Origin of the sequence: Microcoleus pseudofavosus SVA1_A4 (genome assembly GCF_036700565.1) — a bacterium.
Lineage (GTDB): Bacteria > Cyanobacteriota > Cyanobacteriia > Cyanobacteriales > Microcoleaceae > Microcoleus.
This window is the reverse complement of record NZ_JAUBPE010000014.1, coordinates 25,660-43,956: the sequence shown is the minus strand read 5'-3', so window position 1 is coordinate 43,956 and position 18,297 is coordinate 25,660. Positions and strand designations below refer to the sequence as shown.

Here is an 18,297-nt window from a genome sequence, read left to right as displayed (position 1 = left end):
TATTTCCCGGGCCTCCGAACACATGGACGATCGGTCAATAATTAGAAAAGCGGATTCACAGGTGAAACGAAGGTCTTTGCTATTGGGGGCCGCCACCCTAACTTTAAGTCAATTGGCGGCAGGGTGCGGCTCGAAGCCCATTCTCAAAATTCGATCGCTCAAAAACGGTATTCCGGCCCAACTGGCAAGCAAATTTAGCCGCGATTTACAACCGTCTCCGCTTTTGCAGGTAACGCAAGAAGCACAATTAAAAGAATTATTCGCCCTGTTGCAGGAGTGGAAACGGGTTCCCAAATCAAAAAATCAAGCTGACTTGGTGATGTTGGGAGATTACTGGCTGACTTTGGCAATTCGGCAAAAATTGATTCAGCCGATCGATCCTGCTAAGTTTGCTAATTGGGTACAATTGCCCGAAAGATGGCAAAAACTTGTCAGGCGCAACGATGACGGTCAATTAGATCCTAAAGGTAAAATTTGGGGCGCACCCTACCGCTGGGGAAGTACAGTAATTGCCTATCGAACAGATAAATTCAAGTCTTTGGGGTGGACTCCCACAGATTGGAGTGACTTGTGGCGAGTCGAATTGCGCGATCGAATTTCTTTGCCGGACAGTGCTAGAGAAGTTATCGGTTTAACATTAAAAAAACTCGGAAAATCTTACAATACGCAGCAATTAGATCGAGTCCCGAATCTTAAAAAAGAACTCGCAAATCTGCACCGACAAGTTAAATTTTACAGTTCCGACGCTTACCTGCAACCATTGATTTTAGGCGATACTTGGTTGGCAGTAGGTTCCTCTGGCGACTTGCTGCCGCTGCTGCAAACTGAAAAGGATATTGCTTTAGTAATTCCGGTTTCGGGAACTGCACTTTGGACTGATTTGTGGGTAGAACCAGCATCGGGGAATCCAGTTTCTTTAGTGGAAAAATGGATTGATTTTTGCTTGCAGCCTCGGATTGCTCCTCAATTATCTTTGCTGGCTAAGGCTAGTTCGCCGATAATTGTCGGCATGAAACCCGAGGATTTGCCTGCCGATGTTCGCAATAATTCTGTGTTGTTGCCGGATGCTAAGATTCTTGCTGCTAGCGACTTTCTGCTGCCTTTTGGGGATGCGGGGATTCAGCAATATCGATCGCTCTGGCAAGACATTCGGCAAGTAGTTCCAAGTTAAAATTGAATTTATTTACCGGGATTTTTGTGCTTAACGATTCTTACTATTTGCATCAATGCTGGAGGATATTGCATCACTATAGGTGACAATTTAGACCAACAGCAAGGCAATCTGGATAGCAAGCAAGAGTTTCCTGAACTTTGAGGTTCCAGTTTACTTCTGCTTCGCTCATGTTTACATCACAGTTTAAATAAATTCTCATGAAAGCCTGCACGCTTACTTCTCCACCCACCTCATACCACTGACCATCAGGCGTTACAAGAGCATAAGGAACTACTTCAGGTAGCTCTACTACCTGACATGGGTAGCGAATAGGTGTTGCAGATTCTCTGGGTTCAGCTTCAATAAAGCTGTACCAATCCCATTTTCCTTGAGGATTAATAGTTGTCATTCGGTAGAAACCATATTCATCAGCTCCTGCTGACTCATCTTCATACCAATCCAAATTGAGCTTGGCTATCTCTTCTAAATCCTCACTTGAAACCTCCATATCTTCTGCTAATTTTTGAATGCTTTCCTTCGGGAGAGTGGATAAACGTTTTACTTCTTTTTCAACTGCTGCTATATCTAGATACTCTTTGTATGGTTCAACGCCTAATTCAGAGTAGTAAGGACTAAGCAGGTTTCTTACTTTTTCTTCTGCGTTGCTTGTATCGGGAGGTAAAATAACCAATACTTTAAAATGCGCCATTTAACTTACATTTCTTACTTTGAACCCTGAGCGCTGAAGCGCAACAACAAACCCCGAGCGCTGAAGCGCAACCGCGAACCCTACTAAAATCCTTTGAGTTAAAATGTAGGGTGCGTCAGTCACCAGCCCAAAAGCGCCGATAAAATCATCAAAACTGACGCACCTTTAACCGTAGGGTTCGTCAGTCACCAGCCTTGTGTGTGTAGCAAAGCAACCAACGGCAGTGAAATAACAAACAAAACAGCAGGGGCGGAAAGTGTTAGTATTTTAATTTTAAGAACAATCGTAATTATAAATCACCTGAGAAAAATCTAAATTTTCTAAGTCCTCAGCACGAATCAAAAAGTTACCTACTCCACAATCACCCCAACAAATCTCATCATCACTAATCATGTGTAAGAGTACAACTTTATGGTCTTTGTATTGCGGACTATCCTCACGAGGATCAGTTTGCGTAAAATAGCCGTATCCCCCTATTTTATGGTGAATCTCGTATATATTAGCATAATACCAATCAAATAATTTGTAATTATCTGCACTCATTACCTCCCATAATTGTTTAACTTTTTGTTCTTCAAAAATGTTATTAATTTGATAGTCTTCTGGGCAAACGCCCTCATTGTCATGACTAAACTGTAAAGCCAAACATTCTTGATAATTATTCACATATTGGTGCTTTAAAGGTAAATAATCACGCTCAAAAATATGCTCACTAAAAGGATTATCAATCTCAATCGGACAATTATTTTCGTCAACCAATTGCAAGGCACTAAATCTTTGATTGTTTAAAGTTGAATAGCTCTCATTATTGATATCCAACAAAAAAGCAAAATCTGTTTGACAATTATTTCTGTCAAATTCTGAAAAGTACAATACTTTGAAATCTTTTTGATTGTCCAAGTTCTCTGTATCCATTCCATAGCAACCTAGATTGTTACTAATATAAAATTGCAAAATTCCTTTTTTGGGGAAAGGCGCTAAATATGGCACTTGGGCAAAGATTTCCTCAAAATTGAGTTGTGCCAAAAGGTGCATATATTTTCCATCACTATCTTTGGGAAAATCGTAACCTTTCGGCAAGTAAGGCACTCCGCCAAATTTGCTTGACCAGAAATCAGTCGCCTTTCGTTCGTAAGTGATTTTGATAACAGGCTTTTCTGAACTTTCAATTTCTTGGCGAAAAGGTTCTAATTCAGCAGGAAGCTCAAGGTTTGTTTTCATTTTTTTCTACGTATTACAAACCGCATTTATCAGCTCAAATGCACGGTGCGTCAGCTCTTGATTTATCCATTATACATCAAATAACTCGCAGATGACGCACCCTACTAAAACCCTTTCAACTTTCCTCGGAGACGCGGATTTGAGAGAGATTCTAAATCAATGCGACAACTAAGCCGATCGCTCTGGCAAGAAATTCGGCAAGTAGTGAAAAGTTAAAATGTAGGGTGCGTCAGTCACCAGCCCAAAAGCGCCGAGAAAATCATCAAAACTGACGCACCTTAAAACGTAGGGTTCGTCAGTCACCAGTTGTACCTGTATGGTGCGTCAGCTTTTACATTCTCAACTACTACTAAGGGTGAATTTTCAGGTAAACAAAAATCCTGACCTTTTTTGTGAGGCGTGTATCCTTGTGCTAAGGCATGGAGAATTACCTCACGTACCAGCACAGGCGTAATAGCTTGATAATCATCAGAAAAACCAGTCGTCAATTTTTGAGCAGGATTCTCATATAACTCTACGTACAAACCAATGCCGTAATCGTCGCGTGAAATAAGCCAACGATATTTTTGCCCGTTTATGGTGATACTGCGTGAAGCTTTTTTAGGAAGTGCCATTTTTTGTCTGTTATTTTGTTAGCTAAAATGTGGGTGCGTCAGCTCTTGATTTATCGATTATTCATCAAATTACTCGCTGCTGGCGCACCCTACTAAAAGCCTTTGATTTTGCCTCGGAGACCGGGATTTGACAGAGATTCTAAATCTATTTTACAGCTTAGCCGATCGCCCTTGCACGAATAAACCGCCAAAGCTGTCCCTTGACGGTTGCAAACTCGCACATTGTAACCGTATTCGCTGGCGACAGTGCCAAAGCGGTTAACAAACTGATAGCGTTCCATATAATCGAGCAAACTCCAAAGTTGGCGGTTAACTATGATAATTACCCAAGTATTGCCGGGATCGACAAACCAGCGATCGAGCAATTTTCCGCCAAACTGTTTTTGAGCTAACCACAGACTCGGCACGCTTTTTTCGGTTTGCGAAAGCGGGGGCGACGGTAAATTAGCAGCGTTGCCAGTCGGGCAAGCCGGCTGCTGGGAAAAAGCCGCAGATTGTCCCCACAGCAAGGCTCCGAGGCACGCATAACAGGCGATCGGGAACAAAAATAAACTTTTTGTCAAAATGCCGTGCCTGCGACGGAAAACTTGATTTTTGTAGGGAAAGTTGTGGTAATTCATAAATTAACAAGGGCCGGTTTTGTACAAAAGTTATCTGTTAATATCGAGTCCTGTAAAATCGGTTTGTAGTGAGGAATTTAGTGCTCAGGAAATTTTGAGGACTGAAGTTCTTACTGCGAACCGGCACAATTGTTGTTAAAATTCCGATCGCCTAAACAATGAAGCAGGCAGACAAGCAGTAAAAGTAGAACCGCAATTTAACTCGCTAGTAACTTCAATATCGCCGCCCATCATCTGACAGAAACGCTGGCTGATAGTCAGTCCCAAACCAGTACCGCCGTACTTGCGAGTAGTTGAATTGTCGGCTTGAGTAAAAGGTTGGAACAGTCGCTCTTGCTGCTCTGGTGTCATGCCGATGCCCGTGTCCGTCACTCGGAAAATTAAAAATTCTGCATCCAAAATTAACATTTGAGCAACTCTGGGTTGATACTTATTTTTTAATTCTTCGCTGGTAATTCTTTCGACAGTAAGTGCGATCGCCCCATTAGCCGAAAATTTAGCAGCATTGCTGAGCAAATTCAGAATTACCTGCCGCACTTTCATCAAATCGCCGTGCATAGCGCCGATATTGTCAGAACTCAATACTTGCAAAGTATTGCCGTTTTTATCCATTAGCGGTTTGATGGTTGTTACCACCTCCTCGATTAAGCCGCCGACATCGAAGCTTTCGAGGTAAATCTCCATCTTGTCAGCTTCAATTTTGGAAATGTCGAGAATGTCGTCAATCAGTCGCAGCAAATGTTTCCCAGCAGTGCGAATTTTGTCTAAATCCGAGACAACCTCTAAGTTGCCCAACTCTTCGGCATCTTCCACCAGCATATCGCTGTAGCCGATAATCGCGTTCAGGGGAGTCCGCAACTCGTGGCTCATGTTTGCCAGAAAAGCGCTCTTGGCGCGGTTGGCGAGTTCTGCGGCTTCTTTTGCCAACTGCCACGCTTCCTCAGCGTCTTTGCGATCCGTGATATCCCGCAGCGTCGCCACCACCGCTTCGACGCTGCCGTCTGTCGCACAATGCGGGCTGAGAATGTACTCGTAGTCGCGGGTTCCCCAGCTTGCCGTGGGGACGATTACTTCGCCTTTCACGGGCTCGGCTGTGGCAAATATGGCGTCGCATTCTTCGTGAACCCGCTGCATAATTGTTGGCGACCAGCCTAATTCCTGCCAGGTTTTGCCGATCATTTCTCTGGGATTCATGCCGGCTGCTTGAGCGGCGGTGCGGCTGACATAAGTGTATTTTCCCGATCGATCGACTAGAAAAATTAGGTCAAGAGAAGCGCCGAGAATCCCGTCAACTGTTCTGGCGTGTCGGGCTACCTGAGCAGTCATTTGTCTGACAGCGATAGCGCCGCGGACTTTGGCGGCGAGTTCAAACTGCAAAAGTTCGTTGGCTTGTTGGAGGTATAGGGTGCGCTGTTCGACTTCTATTTCTAGTTCTGCTTTGGCTTTTTCTAGGGTGAGTTCGGCAAGTTTGCGATCGCTCACGTCTGTAGAAATTGTACCGACTGCATAAGCTTGACCTTCGGAGTTGCAGAGGGGAAATTTCAGAGAAATATAAGTGTGCGGGCCGTCGTCTTGAGGGATAATTTCTTCGAGGGTTAGGGGCGAGGAAGATTCGATAACTTTCAGGTCATTTTCTCGCAAGGCTGCTGCTTTATCTTCGGGAAAAATATCGCCGTCGGTTTTGCCTGTTATTTGCTCTTTTGCGATGTCGAACAAATTGTCGAAATGGCGGTTGGTGAGCAGGTATTTTCCGTCAACATCTTTGATGTAAATCACTGCTGTTGAGTTGTCTAAAATCGCTTGCAGCAGTGCTTCGCTCTTTCGCAGGGCTTTTTGAGTGTTTTGGCGATCGAGTATTTCTGGCTGCAATTCCAAGTTGAGGCGATTTAAGTCTTGCCAAGCTTCCTGGACTTGATTTAAGGCGATCGCGCTTTTTTCTAGTTCTGTATTTGCCGTCCGCGACTGCTTTGAGACGGAGTTTGCGGGCAATTCTAGGGGTTGGAAAGTTAGCGGGATCTGGGGATTTGCGATCGCCAGATCGCCCGCAAATTTTTTATAGCGAAAATCTACCGCTAATTTACCGTTTAAACTCGATTTTTTGGGAAATAAATCGGGAAATTCGCCGAAATTTAAATTGTCATAAATTAGATCCAAATTCTGGGATCGCTGCTGCGGTTCGGCGGTGGAGTTAGATGGCCAATTCCCGCCTGCTGTTGATAAATCTGAGTTAGCGGGTTTGGCAATCCGGCGGGTGACTGCAACCGCCAAGGCGAAGGGGAAAACGGCAGCAGCAGACAGTGCCAGCAGCCAGTTGTTGCCCCACCAAGTTTCGATCGAGGTTTTGGGGATGCCCCGCACTAAAATTACAGCGGGTTTTCCGGCTAGATTCTCCAGGGATTTTGCTGCTACTGTATAAGTTTGATTGCCTATTTGTATTTGCTGGGCAACTGGTTTGCCATCGGCGGCGCGTGCAGATCTCAGTAGCGATCTGTCTATCCACTTTAAGTCTGGCAACAGTTGATTTTTCGTAACACTTTGTCCGCTTACCAAGACATATTTGCCCTCATTAAGCGGTGCATAAATAGCGTAAAATCCGAGGAGTGAATTGACGGTTTCGCTACTGGCAACCATCGGGATTTTGCTCAGATTTGTTCCTAGAAATAAAGCAGCAATAACAGTCTGATTTTTTGGGTTTTTTACGGGAATTTCTGCATAATTCACAAGGACACGTTCGCTCAATTCCGGTTGCAAAGTTGGCAATTGTTTCTGATTTTCCGATTTAGCCAGAATTTTGCTGGCCATAATTGGATCTTTTTTTGCTAATTCTTGATATGCTAGGTTGCGAGGATTAAAATTTTGTCCTTCCTGGTTGAGATTAACGCTAACAATTATCTTCCCATCTTTCCCCACTAAAGCTGCACTGTGTATTGCTCCTGTTTTGACATGACTTTCCAGAATTTGCTTGACAGATTTTCGCAAATTTGATATGTTTTTGTCGCTGTTGTAAGCTAAAGCTGTTTGGGCGATCGTTTTGCTGTCAGAGGAGTTTTGCAAACGGTCAGCGGCGCGATCGAGTTTGAGATTGTAGTTAATTTCACTAAGGCTCAGTTCTGATTTAGCTTGATTTTGCAGTTGATTGCTTCCAACTGCTGATGTTAGCCAAAGTGCTGCTCCCGTTAGTCCGACTGGCAAGATTGTTTGTAAAGCCAGCAGTCCAATTAGCTGTTTTTTGGTGACGGACAAGTTGTAGGTACAGGGCTTGATAACTGCTTTAAATCTTTCGGAAGTCGCAACTTTAGTGGGCTGCAGACAATTTGGCTTGCTGTCGTTTAACTGAGTTTGAGCCATAGTAGTAGATGCTGAATCGGTTATAGATGACAGGCGATCAATTAATCGGGAACGCCATCAATTTAGATTTTAGATTTTAGATCGAGTTCGGTTAATCGCTGATCATAAAATTCTTCGCCCTCCCCTGGCCTAACTAAGCAATAAAATGACTGGGGTATTTTCAAATAAACTGCGTTTCTGGCTGTCAAACCAGATTTTGTTATTTAGTTGTTTTTACATATACTGTCGGCTCCTATTTAAAGTTTGTTGGGAGCCGACAGGGGGACATTGGTGTCAACTTAAGACTAAAACCTTTTGTATCTCTCGTTTATAGCCGAGTCTCGATCCCCTAAATCCCCCTTAAGAAGGGGGACTTTGACGCTCTTGTCCCCCCTTTCTTAAGGGGGGTTAGGGGGGATCGGGAAGACTATGAACTCGAACAGTACACTGGTACTACATAAGACGTTAAGTTGACACCAATGCCCGCAGACAGTCGCCAAACTAGGTAATTTTTCGATCGACTGTATCGTAAATTTACTTAAAACAAAGTTTAGCGTAATTATTGCAACACTTATATACGCTCGATCGCCTTTTCCCTGCTTCACCTTTTTTTCAATCCCACAACCGCCTACCTGCTTTACCGCCCAGTCGCTGGTGAGTATCTTTGAGCAAGGTTGGGATGTCTAACTCTTCGGGACACCGGGGCAAACATTCGCCGCAATCGGTGCAGCGGTTGCCTTTGCTGCCAGGAAACCAGTGTCCGGCATTTTCAAACATTGCATAGCGGTATTTGCCAAAGTCAATCATGTCGCATCCGACAGCGAGATTGCGAAGCCGCAATACTTCGGGAATGTTGATGTTTTCCGGGCAAGGCAAACAGGCATAGCACTGGCTGCATTTGTCGGTTTTCAAACTGCCTGCAATAGCCGATTCTAGCCGATCGAACGCAGCGATTTCGGCGTTGGTGAGGGGAAAGTCGCGATCGCAATATTTCAGAGGTTGCTCTAATTCGGTCGCATTTGCAGCCCCCACACTCAGAGTCCCAATCCTAGTATCGCTCAGTAAAAACCGATAGTTCAACTCTAAAGGCGAGAAAGGCGAGCACAATTGTGCGAGAGTTTCCGGGGGCGTGTAGAGTTGCCCTCCTTTGTCTGCCGGGGAAATGATGAAAACGCCCATATCTTTGTGATTGGCGAGTTCAATTGCCGGGGCGTTGCGCTGAAAAAAATAGTAGTAATGCAGATTGACAAATTCAAACAAATCTGTATTGATTGCAGCCAAAATCAGATCCAGAGGCCCGTGAGTCGAAAAGCCGACGTGCCGAATGCGACCATCGGCGAGGGCTTTGCGTACAGCTTCCATGCAGCCTGCGGGCGATCGCACCATCGCCAAATGTTCCCAAGTATTTAAACCGTGAATTGCCAGACAGTCGATACAGTCTAAATTCAGGCGTTTGAGGGATGCGTCGATGCAGCGTTCCATTGCAGCAGCATCCTCCGTCGGGGCAATTTTCGTGGTGACGTGGAGGCGCGATCGATCGACAGACAAACCAGCCGAGATGGCCGCACCGAGATATTCCTCGCTGCAACCGTAACCCGCCGCTGTTTCCAGGTGATTGATTCCCTGAGACACAGCCTCTTGTACAGTCTGACCGGCAGTTTCCTCAGAAGCCAAATAGCGCATGGTTCCCAAGGAAAATACGGACAGGTGCAAGTTAGTTTTGCCAAACCGTCGATAGCGCATAAATGTTAGGAAGTTTCGCCCGGGCTAAAGCCGCTTCTCTTGATCAAATCCTCTGGACGGAGGTTTGAGATAAATTCCCGGAATGCCCGGCGTTCGGCTTCATCAGCATCTCGATCGACCGGTATCGACGCATCGGCGACGACTTCTTCCATCACCCAGATGGGGCTATTCGTTCGCAGGGCCAGGGCGATCGCGTCGCTAGGTCGGGCATCGATCTCTTTTTTAACTTCACCCTGACGGACGATCAGCACGGCATAGAACGTGTTATCTTGCAGCGAGTGAATAACTATGCGCTCCAAGGTAAGACTCCAGGCCTCTAAGAAATTGACCATCAGATCGTGAGTTAAGGGCCGAGGAGGCTTGTGGCCTTCGATCGCGCTAATAATAGCCTTTGCCTGCTCCTGACCGATATAAATAGGCAAAGCCCGTCGCTCAGTAGCGTCTCTCAACAGGACAATAGGACTGCGCGTGGCTGCATCTAAGGCAATTCCAGCGACTTTCATTTCAATCATTCGATCGGCCTCATAGAATTAAGAAACTGTAAGGCAGTAGAGAACTTGGACATAAAGATCACCTAAATCCAGTATGACTCGATCTTCGCCCGAATCTGCAACCGATCGGGGACTGTCGATTTTAGATTTTAGATTTTAGATTGACTTGGGGGGGAGAGGGGAGGGCAAAAGCTCCTGTGTCTGGTTTGTGGTTGTGGTTTGATTTAAATAAGCGATCGACTAAGGAAAAATACTTATGTTTACAGGACTGATTCAATCTCTCGGAAAGCTGAAGTCGCTAGGCAACGATTACTTCCAAATTTCCTGCACCTCAAGCAACTCTTATCAGATTTTACAAGATTTAGCCGTTGGGGACAGCGTAGCCGTGGATGGAGTTTGTTTGACGGTGGTGGAAGTTCTACCGCAAGGTTTTGTGGCCGTCGCTTCCCCAGAAACCCTCCGCCGCACTACTTTGGGAGCATTCCCCGATGCTTGGGTGAACCTAGAAACCTCCCTGCGCGCCGGTAGCAAATTGGGGGGACATTTTGTGACGGGGCACGTAGATGCGATCGGCGCTTTAGCGACATCAACCCAAACCGCCAACGCTTGGGAGATGCGGTTTACTGCCCCACCAGCAGCAAATTCGGGATGGCAACGCCAAATCGCACCTTACATCGTTTCCAAGGGCAGCATCGCCGTCAACGGCATCAGCTTAACCGTGGCAGATTGCGATGCTGACGGAAACTGGTTTGAAGTTGCTGTCATTCCCCACAGTTTTGGTGAGACAAACCTCAGTTATTTGCAACCGGGAAGTTTAGTTAATTTAGAAGCAGATATTCTCGGCAAATATGTCGCCAAATTTCTCCGCAGCGGCTCAAGATCCCATCCCGAACCTTGGGAAGAAGCCCCTGCAATCAACAGTTTGGGAACAATTACACCAGAATTTTTAGCCGAACACGGATTTATTTAATCGCAGCCAAGATCGAACTCGGCGGTTGAAACCGCTACTATAGCAATCCTAAATCATTTGTGAATTTCTTACTCCCTCCCCTTGCTAAGGGGAGGGTTGGGGTGGGGTAAAAAAATTATGACTCCTGCAAGGATTGCTATATAGCAGTCCTAAATCAGTCGCAAAATCGATCGAGATCAGAATCCTTGTAGTGCGAGCATCTTGCTCGCGTACTATTTTTCAAATCATTTAGGATTGCTATATACAAACTTTCGTCCGAGCAAAGGAGGACACGGCAATGCCGTTTCCCTACCCAAAATAATCGTAGGGAAACGGCATTGCCGTGTCCAACTCCCCGCGCTATTTTGCAGAATTGATATTATTTTTATCTCTGCGCCAAGAGCGGTTCATGAATTAAATTCTATTCCCCAACAAAATTGTTTTTCTCCCAAAACAATCCCGCAGCAATTCCAGCCTGAGAAACTAAAAACAATGCTGCAATTAATAGCTTTTGAATGCCCGCTGCGTGGAAAAATGGATAAGTTAGCAAATTTAGATAAAATGACGGATGTTGCAGTTTCCCATTAGCCGCGCGTTTCGAGATAACTTGCTGAAACAAAAAAGCACCTCTACCATAATTGAATTGCTGTTGCCAAAATTTGCGAAGAGTTAGTGCGTGGGAGTGATAGACTGTAACTTCGGGAGCGTAGATTGCGGCATTGCCCGAATGCAACCACCGATCGCAAAATTCCCGGTCTTCTCCAGCCGCTAAAGAAAAAGTCGTGTCAAACCCGCCGATTTTTTGGAAAGCCTCAGCGGGAAGGGCAAAATTGTTAGAAGTGAAAAATTGCGCGCGATCGGCAATAGCATTGTAGTAACTGTAAAGGTAATCGATCAGTTGCTGGCTGGCAGTAGAATAGATGTTATCCGGCAGCGCGTTGACAGTTCGCCCTCCGATTAAACAGTCTGGTGTTTCCACAAATCGCTTTTCCAGATTTTGCAGCCAATCTGCCCCCACAGTACAGTCATCGTCTGTAAATACTAAAAATTTGCCTTCTGCTGCAAAAGCTCCAGTATTTCGCGCCGTTGCGGGGCCGGAGTTTGGTTGTGTCAGAAGTGTGATATTTAACTGATTTTCAAAAGGGGAAATTGTAGTTTCTACAGAGATTTCGGTGCTGTCGTTGACGACAATCACTTGAAACTTATCGCGCGGATATTCCAGTTCCACAAAAGACTGAAGACACGCGGCTAATTTCTCGGGACGATTGTAAGTCGGAACAATAATTGAAAATAGAGTTTTAGCTTGGTTCATTATAAGCTGTTCCGCATCTAAATTGTATTTTTGGGCGGGCGGGACGCCCACCCCACAAGAAGATTTAATGGGAGCATCCCATTTTTGCTTTCATATCATGGACGGTTGCATCAGAATAATATATTTGAATGATATAGCGTGCCAGCGTCTCGCTCGCGGCTAGATCGTTCGCTATGGACGACGTGAGCACTCCTAAAAAACGCTTTTTACCAAATTGGGATGCTCCCGATTTAATTTTTGTGGAACAGGCATCTTGCCTGTTTTTGAGAATGGTGAAATATGTCAATTATAACTAATAACTTTTATTCTTTCAATCGATACAACACCGACTCAGTATTAAAATCTTTCCCGAAAACTGGTTGCAGCGGGCCCTCGGCACTTGTCAGCCAAGATAAAGCTTGTCTGGTGTATTCGTCTGTCTCAGTCAGGGGCCCGAATCCCACAGTCCTAATTTTATTTTGTCGGAGGTTGTCAATCCATGCCGAAAGTCGATCGGCTCTAAACGGCACATATAAAACTTGTCTGTCCAAATTTCTCCCGTAAAACAGGTAGCTGCGGGAACTCAAAAAGAAGCCTATTCTTTCCTCTGGTAGTGTATTTTTATCAATATACTCGTAAATTCCGCGATACAGCTCTGTGCGTGCAAAATCTCGTTTTTCTCTCCAATGACCAATTACTATCAATCCTATACAGACACCCATTATCACTATGTAAATGAATTTTTTGCGGGTGGGAAATAGATGATTAAGCCATTCTAAGCCAGGATTAATTTTCCACAATATCGCAGCCAGCGTCACTGACACAAGATAAAATATCGGATCTGGTAATATATATTGCCAACTCGGAGCTAATATTTTCCAGATACTATTAATAGCTTCTCTGGGGTTAGACTTAAAATTGTCAATCAACAAACTCCCCCAAACAATACTATCTCCGGTGAAGGAAGCATTTTTAATATAATCAAAAATTGTGTTGCTAGTAATTCCGAACAAACCACTAACCAAAACCACTGCCAGAACAACTAGATTTGGAGTTCTCAAGAGAGTTGCTGTAGCTGCTGCGGCGACGGCGAGTACGCTTAAGAAGGGAAATCCGTATCTGAGGTTAAAACCGAGTATAGGGCTGAGTTGACCGATCGACTCTCCCGCAGTACCCGAAGTGTAAGGTGTAATTAAATACAGAATTCCTGTGCTGCCAAGAAGTATAATTAAAATGATATTATTTTGATTGATTATTCTGGTTTTACCTTCGATCAAAGCCAGAGGTGCTGCCAATACCTGAAGTGCGATCGCCAGAAATGGCAGTTGCAATCTAATGATAATTTGTAAGCCGAGAGTTTGCCAGTGGGAAATATTGCTGGGATTAAATTGAGCTGCTAAAGTGCTTTGCCAAATCTTTAAAAGTGGCGAAGCGGGCGGCGCAGGTAGGGTAGGTGTTGGCTGCTGTACCGGAGGTGTTGGCGACGGCGGTACCGTAGGTGTTGGCGGTGGTACTGGAGACGGTAAGGGAACAGGCTGTAAGGGAATTTTGATCTCGCCGGCCTCGCCGACAGGATAATTGATGTGCAGCAAGTTTCTCGCATACCAAAAACCTCCTAAAAGCAAGCAACAAGCTATGCCGCACAGCAAGACGGGTTTGAGAAAGCGGCGAATTTTAAAATTAGCTGGTGTGAAATTTTTATTAAGGGCGAATCTTTTAATTTCTAATATTGCTAATCCTGCTAAAAGTGAGGCTGCATAGACTATTCCGGTGATTTTAATTCCGGCTAGCATTCCGGCGGCTGCTAAAAATAGGGAGAGTTCGGATTGCGATCGGCTGCTATGATAGGATAAACCTAGATACAAACCGACTGTAAATATTGCGGCTAGCGGTAAGTCTGGGTGAATGGTGTTAACTTGGTTGAGCACCATCGGTACTGTCAATACTAAAGATGCTGCTGCCATGCCATGAATTCGGCTGGCTCCAAATTTTACGCTCAATAGATAGACTGCAATTCCCTCAAGTATCCAGGCAATTAGCAGGGGACAAGCTGCGAGAAAGTCTTCTCGGAAGGGGAGCACACACAAAGCAGACAAAACGTGCCAATTGTAGGGATATACTCGGGCTTGCTCGTGTTCAAAAATCCAATTTCCGGCGACATCTAATAATGTAAATGAATGGGTTTGATACCATCGGGCGATCGCAGGTAGGTGAAACCACAATGAATCATAATTGGTTGTGGGTTTGCTTGCGAGAGTGTCCAACAGCAAAACCCCTGCAACAGCGGTGGCAAAAATAATGAGGCGTTCGGATTGGCCCAGAGGTTGCTTGATTCGGGGAATCGGCAATTGCGAGAAGGTAAAAGTTTTGTGGTTTTTTGTATAAAGCAGGATTACGCCGATCGCACAAATCAGAATTTCAGCTATAATAACCGCAGAAATATTTAGTCGATCGGCACTTCCTAAAATCAAGCCGGTACAAACTTGTGCAATGCTCCATCCCGTCAGGAGTACGAGGAGAAAATGGGGAAACGAACAGTTACTGTTTTCGTTCTGATTCTCGAAGGCAAGAGACAAGCTTAAGGGAATCGGGCCGACTACAACAATCAGAAATAAAATTAATTCCCACAAATGCTGCGCTATTAGCATAAGCTGCAATTTACCCATTTTTATTGGTTTTTCCTCGTTACCAGAAAGAGCCTGGTAACGAAGAAAAGCAACGGGATTGCGTGCCCGTTCCACAAAACATAAATTTTCTCGTGGGGCGGGCTATTCGCGCGCCCTAAAAAAATTAATCCAGCCCATCCCCAAGTTTTACCTGCTAGCTTGCTTCTGAGTTTTGGGTTTGACTGCTTCGGCATCTTTGGGCTTAGAAGTGTCAGCTTTTAACAGTTCCGGGAATGGCGGCTGGAGGTTGTGAACTTCGATGTCCATTCCCAGCGGCAGAGGTGGAAGCTGGGGCAGATCGTTTTCTAAATCCTTGAGTCCGCTAGCGGTTTGTATTTCCACCATTTTCGGCATTTGCGGTACTTTGGCGGTTTCCAAAGTGCCGACCATTCTTGCCAGAGCGAATTCTAGCTGAGAGCCCGGGTCGATCGCCACCCAACCCTGGTCAGTCATTTGCCGAACCTCGAAGTGGAGGTGAGGCCCTGTAGACATTCCCGTACTGCCGACGCGGCCGATCGTCTCTCCCTGTTTCACCCACTCTCCCGGTTTCACAAACAGTTCCGAAAGGTGGCCGTAGAGAGTTTCCTGAGACTTTTTGTGGTTGAGGACTACCGTCAAACCGTAGCCGCCCAACCAATCGGCGATCGCCACTTGACCCGCATAGGCGGCCAGTACGGGGGTTCCCAGCGGGGCTCCCAAGTCAGTTCCGGTGTGAAACCTGCCGTAGCCCATAACCGGATGAGTCCGCCAGCCAAACGGCGAAGTAATTTCCGCAGCAATAGATAGCGGAAACAGCAAGCTTTTGTTGCCATTTCCGGGCAAGCCTGCGGGACGCGGCGTGAGATTGTAGTAAGCAAAACCTGTATTGCTGTCGCTGCTGACACTAATCGCACCGACTTGAATCGGCCCGAGTCCCATGCTGGGCGCTGGAGCGCCGCCGCCGTAAGATGCAGGGTTAGCCGAGTATCCAGCGTCTGCCGAGTATCCGGGGTTAGCCGAGTATCCAGCGTCTGCCGAGTATCCGGGGTTAGCCGAGTATCCGGGGGGTGCGTAAGCAGATTCCGGCGGGTTTGAACCCCCCCAAAGCTGGCTGCCTATTTGTTGAACGGCTTCACCGACTTTACTGACAGCATTCGGGCTACTATTTCCGGCAACAGTTTCCCGAACATTGCCCGGAAGGGTCGGAGCATTCCCGGGAAAGCTTTCTGGTAGATTTCGATGAGGAGGAGGAGGTGCAATGTAGGAGTTGCCTGCGATCGGAGTTTCCGGGCTGTAGTTGGGTTCTCCTGCATCTGCCGTCACCGGCTCGGAAACAGCAGGGGGCGCGCACGAACCGCCTTCGCAGCCGGTCGATCGTTCTGCAAACTCTATTGTTGTTGGCGCTTCGTAGCCGCCTGTCGCGCCAACGCTGTAGTCTGTTTGGTCGGTTTCAGCGTGGGCTGGGTTAACTGGCGCTTCAAAAGGCGGCTCCTGGGCCGTTGCTTCTGGCAGGGGAATCAGCGCGGGTTCCGGCAGATAATATTGGGTGGGAGGTGCTTCGCTGGCGTACTCCGGCTCGGGCGGCGGAACTTCTGCCTGCGGTGCAGGGTCTGGTTCTGGCGACCCTTGGCTGAATTCGGGTTCCGGGGGCGGGATAGGAACTTCAAATAATGGCTGGAGGTCTGCGGCGCTGGGGACGGCTTGTTCTGCTGGCGGAGTTTCGGCTTGGGCCCACACTATGCCTTTGCTGAGCAGTCCCAGACTGGCAAGGCAACCCAGTCCCACCAGCAGTGAGCGCTCGGACAAAAGGCGCGATCGAGTCCGGGCGCCTGTAGGGTTCTTTTTTTGCTGTTTGGTGTTCAAATGGGCTGTTATTTGCTTGTCTGGAAGTGGTTTCACGATTTTTTTTTCCCAACTCAACAGGGGGCGCAAGGAGATCGAAGTCAATCGATTTTAGATTTTAGATTTTACCCCACTGATAAATCCGGGGGCTGGCGATCGGGAGCGAGGAGCTTTTTCTCGCTCTACGATGAATCCGGGGTTGTGACCAAATTATTTTCGGTCAGGATCGAAATGTATTGCAATCCTTGTCTTTATTACAGCCCTAAATGATTTTACCGGGCTTGAGGCAATTTTTTTTGGCGCATCGAACAAGGTTGAATGCCACTGCGTCGAGCCTTCGATCGATGCCCTGGTTTTTTCGATCTCGATTGCACTGGCTCAGGAGCCTGCGAGCGCCAAACTGATGATAGCGCTTTGGTGTTCGTCTATGTTAATTATTTGCCGAATTTTTGCGATCGGGTTATGCCAAATTTCGGGCGTTGGTCGTCCTTAAACAAACGGCCTCCTTCAGCGCGATTTTTTGATGAAAGCCGATCGTCCATTTAAACGCATATGTTGCACCATTCTCAATTAACCTTTTATGAACAGGCTCTCCGGCCTGTGAAGCGAGAAAATTTATCTTTTGTGGAACGGGCCGGAGATCCCGTTCTTGAGAATGGTGCAAGATGTGAGTTTAAACTCAGTCGGCTTTCATTCTTGATTGTTTACAATACAAAACAAATGATTCGCTTGGGGATGGATGGGTTTCATGACTGTAGCTGGCGATCGCTTGACAAATTTTCCCGACTCTGAATGCGCCGGACAAGCTGACGGAACCGGTTGGCAGTGGCAAAGCTGGGAAGGCTTGCCCTATTTGACTTGCAGCTTGCTCGACCGGTGGTCTCACGGCTTTTTTACGCGCGATTTCTCGCCGCGGGGGCCGATCGAGCTGACGGAAGTTCTCGAACCCGGAGCCCGGGTTTACCGCCTCCAGCAGGTACACGGCAATGCGGTACTCAACACCACTGAGTTGCCCCCGGTTGTGGCTCGCGGCCCGGAAACCCCGCCCCAAAGCTATGAGTCGGCTGATGGCTTGGTGGCTGTGCGGGAGTTGGAGGCGCTTTGGGTTTGCTCGGCAGACTGCGTGCCGGTGCTGATTGCTGACGATCGTACTGGACTGGTTGCGGCAGTTCACGCGGGTTGGCGCGGGACTGCTGCTAAGATATTACCAGAGGCGATCGCTCAACTTGTGGCGCAAGGCAGTAAAAGAGAAAATCTGAAGATTGCTATGGGGCCGGCGATCGCTGGAAAGGTTTACCAGGTATCTGTGGAAGTGGCTGCGGAACTGGGAGCCACGATTGCTCCCAAGAGTGCCGTTAGTGCGACAGCCGACGGCATTCTAGAGTTTTTGCACCAACTGCCGGTAACGCCTGTATCGGCCGATCCTGAACCGGGAAAAGTACGCTTGGATGTTCGCCTCTGCAATGCTCTGCAATTGCAGCAGTTGGGAATCGATCTTTCTCAACTGGCGATCGCTCCTTTCTGTACTTATTCTGACTCGGCTCGCTTTTTTTCCTACCGCCGCGATCGACTTAAAAAAGTCCAGTGGTCGGGAATTGTGAGCGCCTGCGGGACAAGTCCCTGCTGAAGGCATTCGGCACAAGGTAAAATTTTAGATTGCCTGCTCTAAAAATAACAATCTAAATAAAAATC

14 protein-coding genes are annotated in these 18,297 nt (G+C 46.7%); 3 read left to right on the top strand and 11 right to left on the bottom strand.

Going from position 1 to position 18,297, the window contains the following annotated elements; genetic code table 11:
* Nucleotides 1-61: 61 nt before the first annotated feature.
* Nucleotides 62-1,171 (top strand): extracellular solute-binding protein, encoded by a 1,110-nt coding sequence (locus QUA02_RS08635; protein WP_333026775.1) that lies wholly within the window; start codon nucleotides 62-64, stop codon nucleotides 1,169-1,171.
* Between the two features lie 76 nt (nucleotides 1,172-1,247).
* On the opposite strand, the gene QUA02_RS08630 is transcribed toward QUA02_RS08635, so the two are convergent.
* The 8 genes from QUA02_RS08630 to QUA02_RS08595 all read right to left on the bottom strand — a co-directional run bounded on the left by QUA02_RS08630 (nucleotide 1,248) and on the right by QUA02_RS08595 (nucleotide 9,899).
* Nucleotides 1,248-1,862 carry a hypothetical protein gene (locus QUA02_RS08630; protein WP_333026723.1) on the bottom strand — a complete coding sequence of 205 codons (615 nt, stop codon included), beginning with the start codon at nucleotides 1,860-1,862 and terminating at the stop codon, nucleotides 1,248-1,250.
* Nucleotides 1,863-2,135: 273 nt separating this feature from the next.
* Entirely contained in the window at nucleotides 2,136-3,083 is a 948-nt protein-coding gene (locus tag QUA02_RS08625; protein WP_333026721.1) for a YwqG family protein, read from the bottom strand.
* A gap of 168 nt (nucleotides 3,084-3,251) precedes the next feature.
* Nucleotides 3,252-3,386 carry a hypothetical protein gene (locus QUA02_RS08620; RefSeq protein ID WP_333026720.1) on the bottom strand — a complete coding sequence of 45 codons (135 nt, stop codon included), beginning with the start codon at nucleotides 3,384-3,386 and terminating at the stop codon, nucleotides 3,252-3,254.
* Nucleotides 3,383-3,697, bottom strand: coding sequence for a hypothetical protein (locus QUA02_RS08615; RefSeq protein ID WP_333026719.1), 315 nt, complete (start codon nucleotides 3,695-3,697; stop codon nucleotides 3,383-3,385). Before QUA02_RS08615 ends, QUA02_RS08620 begins: the two co-directional genes overlap by 4 nt.
* 92 nt (nucleotides 3,698-3,789) lie before the next feature.
* Nucleotides 3,790-4,317: a hypothetical protein gene (locus tag QUA02_RS08610; protein ID WP_333026718.1), complete on the bottom strand. Its 528-nt coding sequence runs from the start codon at nucleotides 4,315-4,317 to the stop codon at nucleotides 3,790-3,792.
* 135 nt (nucleotides 4,318-4,452) lie between these two features.
* Complete coding sequence (locus tag QUA02_RS08605) at nucleotides 4,453-7,665, bottom strand: PAS domain-containing sensor histidine kinase (RefSeq protein WP_333026717.1); 3,213 nt, start codon at nucleotides 7,663-7,665, stop codon at nucleotides 4,453-4,455.
* Between the two features lie 591 nt (nucleotides 7,666-8,256).
* Nucleotides 8,257-9,387: an aldo/keto reductase gene (locus QUA02_RS08600; protein WP_333026716.1), complete on the bottom strand. Its 1,131-nt coding sequence runs from the start codon at nucleotides 9,385-9,387 to the stop codon at nucleotides 8,257-8,259.
* Between the two features lie 5 nt (nucleotides 9,388-9,392).
* Nucleotides 9,393-9,899: a bifunctional nuclease family protein gene (locus QUA02_RS08595; protein ID WP_333026715.1), complete on the bottom strand. Its 507-nt coding sequence runs from the start codon at nucleotides 9,897-9,899 to the stop codon at nucleotides 9,393-9,395.
* Between the two features lie 235 nt (nucleotides 9,900-10,134).
* Here QUA02_RS08595 and ribE point away from each other — a divergent pair, with 235 nt between their 5' ends.
* On the top strand, nucleotides 10,135-10,848 hold the full coding sequence (ribE, locus tag QUA02_RS08590) for a riboflavin synthase (RefSeq protein ID WP_333026714.1): 714 nt from the start codon (nucleotides 10,135-10,137) through the stop codon (nucleotides 10,846-10,848).
* Between the two features lie 400 nt (nucleotides 10,849-11,248).
* On the opposite strand, the gene QUA02_RS08585 is transcribed toward ribE, so the two are convergent.
* The 3 genes from QUA02_RS08585 to QUA02_RS08575 form a co-directional block, all read right to left on the bottom strand.
* Nucleotides 11,249-12,139: a glycosyltransferase family 2 protein gene (locus QUA02_RS08585; RefSeq protein WP_333026712.1), complete on the bottom strand. Its 891-nt coding sequence runs from the start codon at nucleotides 12,137-12,139 to the stop codon at nucleotides 11,249-11,251.
* A gap of 302 nt (nucleotides 12,140-12,441) precedes the next feature.
* Complete coding sequence (locus QUA02_RS08580) at nucleotides 12,442-14,859, bottom strand: glycosyltransferase family protein (RefSeq protein ID WP_333026710.1); 2,418 nt, start codon at nucleotides 14,857-14,859, stop codon at nucleotides 12,442-12,444.
* Between the two features lie 72 nt (nucleotides 14,860-14,931).
* The gene (locus tag QUA02_RS08575; RefSeq protein ID WP_333026708.1) at nucleotides 14,932-16,710 is read right to left on the bottom strand and encodes a M23 family metallopeptidase; all 1,779 of its coding nucleotides are present in this window, start codon (nucleotides 16,708-16,710) and stop codon (nucleotides 14,932-14,934) included.
* Nucleotides 16,711-17,353: 643 nt separating this feature from the next.
* Between QUA02_RS08575 and pgeF the strand changes: the two genes are divergently transcribed.
* Complete coding sequence (gene pgeF / locus QUA02_RS08570) at nucleotides 17,354-18,232, top strand: peptidoglycan editing factor PgeF (protein ID WP_333026706.1); 879 nt, start codon at nucleotides 17,354-17,356, stop codon at nucleotides 18,230-18,232.
* Nucleotides 18,233-18,297 lie beyond the last annotated feature (65 nt).

What these genes read in the sequence shown, in the direction of transcription:
- QUA02_RS08630 (WP_333026723.1), bottom strand. Translation starts at nt 1,862, where the DNA reads ATGGCGCATTTTAAAGTATTGGTTATTTTACCTCCCGATACAAGCAAC.
- QUA02_RS08625 (WP_333026721.1), bottom strand. Translation starts at nt 3,083, where the DNA reads ATGAAAACAAACCTTGAGCTTCCTGCTGAATTAGAACCTTTTCGCCAA.
- QUA02_RS08615 (WP_333026719.1), bottom strand. Translation starts at nt 3,697, where the DNA reads ATGGCACTTCCTAAAAAAGCTTCACGCAGTATCACCATAAACGGGCAA.
- QUA02_RS08610 (WP_333026718.1), bottom strand. Translation starts at nt 4,317, where the DNA reads ATGAATTACCACAACTTTCCCTACAAAAATCAAGTTTTCCGTCGCAGG.
- QUA02_RS08605 (WP_333026717.1), bottom strand. Translation starts at nt 7,665, where the DNA reads ATGGCTCAAACTCAGTTAAACGACAGCAAGCCAAATTGTCTGCAGCCC.
- QUA02_RS08600 (WP_333026716.1), bottom strand. Translation starts at nt 9,387, where the DNA reads ATGCGCTATCGACGGTTTGGCAAAACTAACTTGCACCTGTCCGTATTT.
- QUA02_RS08595 (WP_333026715.1), bottom strand. Translation starts at nt 9,899, where the DNA reads ATGATTGAAATGAAAGTCGCTGGAATTGCCTTAGATGCAGCCACGCGC.
- ribE (WP_333026714.1), top strand. Translation starts at nt 10,135, where the DNA reads ATGTTTACAGGACTGATTCAATCTCTCGGAAAGCTGAAGTCGCTAGGC.
- QUA02_RS08585 (WP_333026712.1), bottom strand. Translation starts at nt 12,139, where the DNA reads ATGAACCAAGCTAAAACTCTATTTTCAATTATTGTTCCGACTTACAAT.
- pgeF (WP_333026706.1), top strand. Translation starts at nt 17,354, where the DNA reads ATGACTGTAGCTGGCGATCGCTTGACAAATTTTCCCGACTCTGAATGC.